We start from the raw sequence: 7,152 nt of genomic DNA, 5'->3' as shown, positions 1-7,152 counted from the left end.
ATCTTCAGTCACACTATCAACCGCGGTAACGTCAATGGTCGGTGCGTCGTTTACTGGGTTAACTGTGACAGTCACCGTAGCTTCATCAGTTAGCGCTCCATCAGTTACCACATAAGTAATAGTCGCTTCACCGTTAAAGCCTTTGGCTGGCGTAAATGTCAACTTTCCATCAATAATCTCTACTGTGCCTTGCTCTGCCGGAACAGTTGCCGATTCAATCCTTAACGAGTCGCTATCTGCGTCTTGGTCGTTAGCCAAAACATCGATGGAAACCGAAGCGTCTTCATCGGTCAAAACGCTGTCATCTTTAGCTACCGGAGGTCGAGGGCTGATAGCTGGCAATGCATCATCTGAATTTGCCGCGCTCAAAAGAAGCTCCGCAAGCGATAGACTTTGAGTTTCAGACAAGCCTAGAGCAGCGATCCCCATCGTTTCAAACCAAGTACTGGCAAGTATTTCTGCTCCTGTACGCTCAACGGTCCCACTTTCTTGAAAACTGGAGCCGGCATTCTCACCCGCAGCTGGGGCGAACTCAAAACTCAGTAATGTCGGCTCTTGTCCGGCTCTAAGAGCATCAATAATTTGAGCAACATCTTGAGTGATGTCTTGCGAGCCTTCTTCTGTCGCAACTTTAACTTGAAGGTTTTGTGGTTCATTTTCGATAGCTGCAACGATCAGATCACCCTGCACTGGTCGCTCATGCTCGGCAAGAACCTTCAATTGCCCATTAAAATCTATTACGGCTAACCGCTCTCCAACCGGAGCTAAGGAAGTACGATCCATATAAACCTCGAACATAAAACACTGTCAACAATTTGACTCATAATAATAGCGCATAAATGATTAATTTTAACTTCTTAATCACACTTTACTAATAAAAGAGCACATTATTTACTGGTTATTGTCGTAGATTCGACCGCAAAGATACGTGCATTAATTCTGTTTAAGATTTTAATAATACGACTTTAGCCAGAAAAGAATTGGAACTACAGCTCATAAACTGTAAAACCAAATACACAACAATGGCAACTAATTGCATTTAATAACATTGAGCGTTATATTATTGACGTAGATAGAGTAGCCCCTGTTTATAAGAACAAAGCCTCACCTTCAGAAATGACTAAACCTAGGAGAAGCAGAGTGAAGAGGACTCGATTCAACGCCATATGCTTTGGTGTGTTTGCCGTCAGCCCAACTTTCGGACAAACACTTGAGCAAGCGGTTGAAAATGCACTTATTAGCAACCCAGACATCAAAAGTGCATTTAATGAATTCGTAAGTAAGCGGTATGTGAATGAAGCCTCGATCGGTGCTTATCTTCCTTCTGTCGATCTAGATGCAGGCGTCGGATATGAAGGGACAAACCCAGCAGAGAGCAATCGTAAGTCTACCGATTTAACGCGAAAAGAAGCGACAATTATGCTAACTCAGCTTATTTGGGATGGCTCAGCGACGCTTAATGACATTGACCGTACTGCTGCGGATGCTGAATCCGTTCGTTACCAATTATTAGCAGACGCTCAAGATAAAGCATTAGAGGTAGTCAAAGTCTACCTGGATGCCGTTAAAGCCTATAAAGTACTGACACTTTCTGAAAATAACCTGAGAGTGCATAAGAAAATCTATCAAGATATCAAGAAACGAGTAGATTCAGGTATTGGTTCAACAGCAGACTTAACGCAAGTAGAAGCTCGCTTAGCTAAAGCACATGGTAACTTGGTAGCTGCTCAGAACAACTTGTTTGATACGCACACGATCTTCTCTCGCCTTGTCGGTAAGGATCCGCAAAGGCTTATCTTCCCTCGAGCAGATCAAAACTTCATTCCTTACACATTAGATGATGCGATTGATTTGGCATTTAATTCTCACCCAGTGATTAAGATTTCAAAAGCGGATGTTGATTCGGCTAGGTTCCAGTACAAACAGTCTAAAGGTAACTACTACCCAACCGTTTCTATAGAAGTTTCGCAAACATGGCGTGATGACGCATCTGGTATCGAAGGAAACAGTGATGAAACAACAGCGATGCTGCGTATGCGTTACAACTTATACAATGGTGGCAGTGACTCTGCAAATGCCGAAAGTTTCGCCTACCAGTTGAACAAAGCAAAAGACTTACGTGAACGCGCATATCGAAATGTAGAAGAAGGTTTACGCCTATCTTGGAGCGCACTGGATCTGACACAACAACAGAAGCAATTTTTGTCCGAACACGTAGATTCAGCTTCTGAGACAGTTATTGCGTACGAAAAACAATACCGTATTGGTCAACGTACTCTACTTGACTTATTGAACACAGAAAACGAATTGTTTGAAGCTCGCAAAGACTACTTGGATGCGAAGTACGCAGAACAATATGCCAAATATCGCGTCATGAATGCGACTGGTCAACTATTGAATGCGCTTCGCGTTGATGTTCCAACTGAGTGGAATCAGAAGGTGGAGTACTAATTATGCAAGCAGTAAAAATTCTTTTCTCGTTGGGTCTTATCGTTGCAGCAAACCAAGCATTTGCGGAAGACGAGTATGAATACATGCAAACACCAAATGCTCAGCAAATTGCAGACTTACAAGATGACGATGATGATGGCGTGATTAACGCAAGGGACCTTTGCCCTGACACACCGGCAACGTCAGAGATCGACAATGATGGTTGCGGTGAGTACATAAAGTCGTCAGAACAAATGCAAGTCCGTGTATTGTTCGCCAACGACTCTGATGAAATTAACCCTGTATTCCATCGCCAAATTCGCCAATTGTCTGAGTTTCTCAAAGAATACCCGACAACCTCTATCGAGCTACATGGCTATGCGAGTAAGGTAGGCGGCGCTTCTCATAACTTAGACCTATCAAAACGTCGAGCAAATAAAGTGCGCTCTGCGTTATTAAGTTACGGTATCAAACCAGATCGTGTTCGAATTGTTGGCTATGGCGATACTCACCTTGCCCAACAAGGAACAGACGAAGTGAGCCACGCACTTAACCGTCGTGTAACGGCTTCCGTTGTAGGCTACAAAGGTGAAATTAAAAGGGAGTGGACAATATTTACCACCCTTCCAGAAAACACACTATAAACGGTCGTGTTGAAACTAGTTTTAGTGTAGTTTTGGATCAGAATAGGCGGCGTTGAACTAATTTACAATATTTTCAATAGGTGTTGATTTAACTCAGACAACACCTACTGAGATAGGCTCTTAGAGCCTATTGTTGGTTGGTATACTCCAAAATATTCCCATTGCTCGTCGTCTGAATCGAAGAACCGCCGGAAAGAGAGAATGAAATTCCGTTCTCTAAAAATCACTCTCCCTTGTAACTGCCCAAATAATCTTCATCGCAAATATCCTTTCCTTTGTGTGAGCAAATATCAGACAGTTCAGGCATCTGATATTGATGTAGAATCCAATCGCAGCTCACGTTTCGTTTGTAAACAAGGTAGCGATGCTACGCATCGAGCAAGGGCGCTATTAATTCATTGATATCCTGACCATCCTGAGTGCGCTATTCTTCCCCTTCCGAAAATAATTCAACCTATCAACGTACTCATGAAAAAAGTAAAACTCGGCTTCTATGCCGTAAAATTCGGCCCGGTCGCGCTTTGCCACGGCGCATCCTTGGTTGTTACTCACGATAAAAGCACGTTGCGAGAACTGGCTCCGGTCAACAAAGATCATGTTTACCAAACCGTAGTTCTAGAAAATGCAGTAGTAAAAGCGATTTCTTTTGTTGCTTACTCATGCGGCACTTTTTCGTTTGCACGTTTATCACTTCTTAATCGTACGCATCCGTTTAAAAGTCAAATTATTGAAGTGTGACAATGTTTTAAGAAACTGATCATTTTGAGGTTTAGGAAACGAGATCGAGCCGAAATGAAAATGCATCACAAGCGTTTAACATTTGGCAGAAAGCTGTAATTAACTTTCAGAATGATTCTGGACGTTTTTGGGAGAGGAAGATACCACTTTCAGACCGTCTATTGCGTTTGCCGTCCATGGAGCCTAAAAGTGGCATCAAATTTGTCAATTTAACATATGATTTATAACATGTCATAACAAACAACAACAACAACCTTATCTAGCTATGTTTAATTTGATATTTATACCCGTTCAACTTGAAGATGCAGGTTTCAATATCTGAAAATTATCTGTAATTCTGGATGCGAGTGAGCCTGCAACTTCAGGGAGCGTTACATCAAAAAACGTTTTGATAGCAGAGGTGAATGCTGCTTTGGAGGGAAAATAGACATTGTTCCTCACATGCTCATTCATTACTTTCCAAAGCCGCTCTATCGGATTTAAGTTCGGACTATATGGCGGCAAGTAATGAAGCTCTATATTGAGCACTTTTGCCGCATTCTTCACCATTTCTGTCCGATGATAGGCTACGCCATCAAGCACAATATGCACGGTTTGCTCTAGTGGATAACACTCTTTCTTGAGCTTCCAAAAGAAGCGAACAATACTCTCGCTATCTATCGTCTCAAACTGGTCAGTTGGGTGATCTTTCTTCCATACAAACACAAAAATTACAATCAATCAAAACATTCATGCTAGTTATGCCAATAGTTTTATTAATACACGGAGTAACTAGATGGTTCCTAATGTAATACATCCTTTTAAACCAAAATTATCGCTATTACTAACCATATTATTGTCAGGCTGTAACTCTCATTGGCAGCCGACAGCAGATACTACTTGGCAATGGCAATTAAAAGGAGATTTGGATACAAGTTATCAGGTCGATGCTTACGATATTGATTTATTTGATACTCAAACTTCAACAATACGACAACTACAAAGTTCAGGAAAAAAAGTTATTTGCTACTTCTCTGCTGGCACTTTTGAGAGTTGGAGAGAAGATGCACCTTCACTTTTCCATAAGGAATTACTAGTTGGTAAGATGGAAGGTTGGGACGAAATTTGGCTAAATATAAAAGACAAACGAGTGTGGGAAGTTATGTTAAAAAGGCTAGACCTTGCAGTATTAAAAGGTTGTGATGCTGTAGAGCCCGATAATGTAGACCTTTATATAAATAACAAAGATTTCACTTACGAGGATCAACTTGTATATAACAGATTTCTTGCAACAGAGGCTCATAAACGTGGTCTAGCTGTAGGTTTGAAAAATGATTTAGACCAAGTCGAAGATTTGATAGATTATTTTGATTTCGCTGTAAACGAAGAATGCTTGCAATATGATGAATGCGAGGTGCTGACGTTATTCATCAACCACAATAAGCCTGTTTTCCACGTTGAATATCCTCATGCTATAGAAGAATCAGAAGAATCCCAGTTCCCAAAGCCGGAATCAATGACTTCATACTCAAATTCGTGTCGCAATCTTGAGCAGTATGGTTTTCAATCACTTTTAATGCCGCTTCACTTAGATGATAAGTACAGAATAGATTGCCGCGAATTGCTCACTAGGGAAATCAACTCAAACATCTAGTCCATCACCTTTAAAACTACCCCCAATGGCTTTTGGGGGTAAATAAATTTACCTGATTATCAAAATCGATCTCTTTATGCTTATCCATGTCTCGTTTCTAATATTGCGGTGAGAGAGTTGAAAACTTTCATCAACAATGCTGGAGAGCAGATTTGTACTCTTTGCACTTGATGTCAGTGTCTCGTTCTATGACCTTTGTAAGATGTCCCTTGTCGTAATCACTTCTGGCTTCAAACCTAAGCAATGGGTGGAGACCTTCTAAGACACTATTAACGTAATGATCTCTTTCTTGGCGTTTCTTTTGTCTATGGCTAGAGTCGTCTAGTTCAATAACTGCATAGACTTTTGTTTCTTTGTCTGTAATTACATAGTCCATGCGTTTGGCCCATGTCTTAGAATTATCTTTGAAGTTCAACGGTTGCACTAACGCCATTAATGAGACTTGCGTATGGATAACGTAGTCATCTGATAGGATGTCTTGCAGAACATTATAAAACTTCCTCTCTGTCTTGGTGGCAAGGTATGTGCTTTTTTTATGTGGGACAACGACCTGTGTTGTAGTGTTGGTATTACTAGCTGAAGGAATCGGAACATCTACAGTTAGATCTCTACTTCCTAAACCTGACTTAGCTTCATAGAAATGTGGTTTGCTTATGTCTTTCTGGAAAGGTGGGGTTTCCTGCCCCATCCGGCGTCTATGTCTATTTATTCCCTTGTTCTTTCTTCCTCCCTTAATCATCAGATATACGATGCATGAAATAGATAAAATTATTATTAATTCTGACACTTAGAGCTCCATTCTATTAAGCAAGCAAAGCGCAAATTGTAGCATATGTAAACTTGGCAAATCTAAGGAATAACTACACCCAGAAAAGCAAAAGCATCACTACGGATAGTAATTATGGGCGAAAGTCTTCACCTATCAATATGCTATTGCCAATATGTATATATATACAGCACTGGGTGATTTTATGCTGATTCGATACGTTAAGAACCATTGTCAACGCCAGTTTAAAATTGGGTCTTCCGCAACTAAGGTGCATAAAATCACGCCAGAGGACTCATTACTCTACATCTCAATAATTCGAAACCCGCGCGGCCATACATTTGGCGCTTTAACATCTTCAAACGATTTACGTGCCCTTCAACGACACCATTGCTCCAATGACTAATGACAGCTTCATTAACCGCAGGTAAGTCTGCCTCCATCCCTTTAGCAACTCGTTGAAGGTCGATCAGTCCACTATCACTAACACGTTCGAACCATCGGTGTAATGACCTTTTGTTCTTTGTTTTGAGTATCTTGTAGAACTCTAAAGCTAGTTTCTGCGCTAATTTGAGCTGAGGCTCTTTGTCACACATCCGACTTATAAATCTTGATGTATAACTTTCTTCTCCTCGTATTATTCTCCAAGGTGTAAGCCAGCGACTGATTCGGGATGCTGATGGTATACGTGTAGGAACAATAACTGGATAGACCTTGCCTTTTCTGAGCCTGGTTACTTCATACCTCACTGTACTAACACTGCCTGTAAACCCAGCTTCGACCATTTCTTGCCATAGCTGACTTGCATTGCAGTAACCGCTTTGTAGCTGTTTTTCTAGCCAATCACTCTATGAATCGATGAGCTTAGGTCTAGGTGGTTTACTTGATATTTCAGGAAAAGTCTTCGACTGTATCCATCGTCGAACTGTTACTCGTGACAG

The 7,152-nt window shown here is 41.1% G+C and carries 6 protein-coding genes and 2 pseudogenes; 4 read left to right on the top strand and 4 right to left on the bottom strand.

Features of this window, described 5'->3' with window-relative positions; genetic code table 11:
- On the bottom strand, positions 1-783 hold a 783-nt coding region (locus OH459_RS27250; protein ID WP_269989649.1), incomplete at its 3' end, for a cadherin-like domain-containing protein.
- A 357-nt stretch (positions 784-1,140) separates the two neighbouring features.
- Here OH459_RS27250 and OH459_RS27245 point away from each other — a divergent pair.
- The 3 genes from OH459_RS27245 (at position 1,141) to OH459_RS27235 (ending at position 3,812) form a co-directional block, all read left to right on the top strand.
- Positions 1,141-2,451, top strand: a complete 1,311-nt coding sequence (locus OH459_RS27245) for a TolC family outer membrane protein (protein ID WP_188052516.1) — start codon at positions 1,141-1,143, stop codon at positions 2,449-2,451.
- Between the two features lie 2 nt (positions 2,452-2,453).
- The gene (locus tag OH459_RS27240) at positions 2,454-3,074 is read left to right on the top strand and encodes an OmpA family protein (RefSeq protein ID WP_017191298.1); all 621 of its coding nucleotides are present in this window, start codon (positions 2,454-2,456) and stop codon (positions 3,072-3,074) included.
- A 468-nt stretch (positions 3,075-3,542) separates the two neighbouring features.
- Positions 3,543-3,812, top strand: coding sequence for a hypothetical protein (locus OH459_RS27235; protein ID WP_017191297.1), 270 nt, complete (start codon positions 3,543-3,545; stop codon positions 3,810-3,812).
- A gap of 291 nt (positions 3,813-4,103) precedes the next feature.
- Here OH459_RS27235 and OH459_RS27230 read toward each other — a convergent pair.
- Positions 4,104-4,499: pseudogene (locus OH459_RS27230) on the bottom strand (IS630 family transposase); the annotation flags it as partial.
- 88 nt (positions 4,500-4,587) lie between these two features.
- On the opposite strand from OH459_RS27230, the gene OH459_RS27225 reads away from it, so the two are divergent.
- On the top strand, positions 4,588-5,445 hold the full coding sequence (locus tag OH459_RS27225) for an endo alpha-1,4 polygalactosaminidase (RefSeq protein WP_017191295.1): 858 nt from the start codon (positions 4,588-4,590) through the stop codon (positions 5,443-5,445).
- A 130-nt stretch (positions 5,446-5,575) separates the two neighbouring features.
- Here the strand turns inward: OH459_RS27225 and OH459_RS27220 are convergent, their stop codons facing one another.
- Together OH459_RS27220 and OH459_RS27215 are read right to left on the bottom strand one after the other, a co-directional pair.
- Positions 5,576-6,232 (bottom strand): DUF2726 domain-containing protein, encoded by a 657-nt coding sequence (locus OH459_RS27220; RefSeq protein WP_269989644.1) that lies wholly within the window; start codon positions 6,230-6,232, stop codon positions 5,576-5,578.
- A 260-nt stretch (positions 6,233-6,492) separates the two neighbouring features.
- Positions 6,493-7,152: pseudogene (locus OH459_RS27215) on the bottom strand (transposase); the annotation flags it as partial.

The sequence above is a fragment of the Vibrio sp. MM46 genome (genome assembly GCF_027587135.1).
Taxonomy (GTDB): Bacteria; Pseudomonadota; Gammaproteobacteria; order Enterobacterales; family Vibrionaceae; genus Vibrio; species Vibrio harveyi.
This window is presented reverse-complemented; position numbering and strand designations above follow the sequence as displayed.